This window comes from Gordonia sp. NPDC003424 (genome assembly GCF_053588655.1).
On sequence record NZ_JBSFQJ010000042.1, the window covers coordinates 1 to 1,937 of the forward strand.

General features: G+C 65.6%; 1 protein-coding gene. It reads right to left on the bottom strand.

All coding sequences use genetic code 11. The features are described 5' to 3' along the window. Positions 1-99: 99 nt before the first annotated feature. Positions 100-1,848 (bottom strand): transposase, encoded by a 1,749-nt coding sequence (locus ACWDTI_RS27225; RefSeq protein WP_449741261.1) that lies wholly within the window; start codon positions 1,846-1,848, stop codon positions 100-102. Between the last annotated feature and the right edge of the window lie 89 nt (positions 1,849-1,937).

Sequence of the window (1,937 nt, forward strand, 5' to 3'; positions counted from 1 at the left end):
CGAGGGGCATATCGGGCTGTTGGGATTTGATTTCGGCGTTGTGAGGGTGTCGGTCAGGCGAGGTTGGTCCGGTTGGCACAGACAGCCCCAGCCTGGGCCTCAGGCTGAGGCTGTCTGTGTGTGGGTGATGGCCTTGAAGAGGTTGTGAACGATGGCGTGGAAGGCGAATTCGGCTTCTGCTCGGGCCAATCCGCAGCTGGTGAATCGGCGGAAGCCGAGGTTGTGTTTGGCGTGTCCGAACGGGGTTTCGGCGATGTGACTGCGTTGGCTGTAGAGCGCGTGTCCGTCGTCGGTGAGGAGTCGGGCAGTCATCACCGCGGTCGGGTTGTCATCGGCTGGTGGCGGGGGCGTGGACTCGGTGTTGGCGGACTGTTCGGCGTGGGCTTTGCGCAGTTTGTGCGCCTGGGCGGTGGCGATGAGCCGGTCGGGGCCCGGGGCGGTGATGTTGTCGGCGGAGTGGTAGCCGGCGTCGGCGAGAAGTACACCAATCCCACCGGTTGGGGCCGAGTCGACGGGTCGGTGGCGCTCGATGTACTCGGCGGCGGCAACAGCTTTGTCCATCATGGGCCTGAATTGTGGTGTGTCGACAGGGTTATCGCCGACCATCGTGGCGATGATCAATCCATCGCTGCTGTTGACGGCCTGGCAGTTGTATCCCTGCACCCACCCACCGCCCCGCAGTGGCATCGGCCGCGACTGCGGGTCGGTGATATTGCGGCTGGTGTCGACCGAGGCTCGGTGTGGTTTGTCGGTGCGCGCCGCCGCTGCGGCCAGTTGAGCTGTGATCTTCTCGTCTTCGGCCCGTTGTGTCGCTGTCCACCGGGCGTGGGCGGCCACTGCTTTGTCCAGCGCAGTGCGTGCTGCAACGACCTTGTCGGACCTCTCGACCGGAGCGGGCGACCTGCCCCGCATGCGTGAGGGCCGGGCGTCGAGCATGGCTTGGTACTCGGCGCGGGCGTGGGCCAGGCGTTGCTCGGCCACCTGCACCCGGATCTGGATCGGCACCGCGGCGATACGGCCGCCGTAGTGACCGGCGGCCTGCTCGCAGTCGGTGAGCCACCGCTGCGCAGCCTCGGCGTCCTTCTGGCGCCGCGCGAGCAGATGATCGCGGTTGATCTCCGCGCGCGTCTTCTCCGGCATCGCCTCCTGGGCAGCCCTGTTGTGCTCACGCGCCGAGACCAGGGCCTCGGTGATGCGGGCCAGCCGTTGGGCCCCCGCTAACTCCAGCAGCTCCTTGGGGACCTCCTCATCGCCGCTCCCGCGATCACCGTCAGCATCGTTGGCCGCATGCTCGATATCAGCCTGCACCGCAACATCTTCGAGCTGTGTACGCAATCGGTCGAGCTCTGTGGCCTGCAGCTTGGCCAAATGCTTCTCGGTCCGGTTGGCTGCCGGCGATGCGTTGGATGCGATCTTGACCCCGTCCAACGCCACGACCCCGAGCCGACCCATCCCCAGGCGTGCGCAGGCGGCCAGGGTTTCGGCGAACAACGTGGCCATCACCGCCGAGGCGTCCTTGCGGAACGTCGAGATCGTCGAATGATCCGGCACATCGCCGGCGCAGATAACCCGGTAGGTCAGGTCCCGACGACACAACCGCTCGATCTGACGCGAAGACCGCTGCCCATGCGCCCACGCCCAGATCAGAAGCGTCAACAGCATGTCGGGGTCATAGCCACGACGACCCACACCCCCGACCCGACGCTGGGCATGCAATGACGAGGTATCAAGCCGATCGACCATCGAGATCACCAGCCACACCGGATCGCTGGGCTGTACCCAGTCCCGCATATCCGGCGGCAACATGAATACCTGATCCCGATCGACCGGCCGATAATCCCTCGCCATGCACCCATCATCCCAGGTCAAACCCCATAAACCCGGCGCGACACACGCCAGCAAGGCCAGCCGCAAATCCCAACAGCCCGATATCCCCT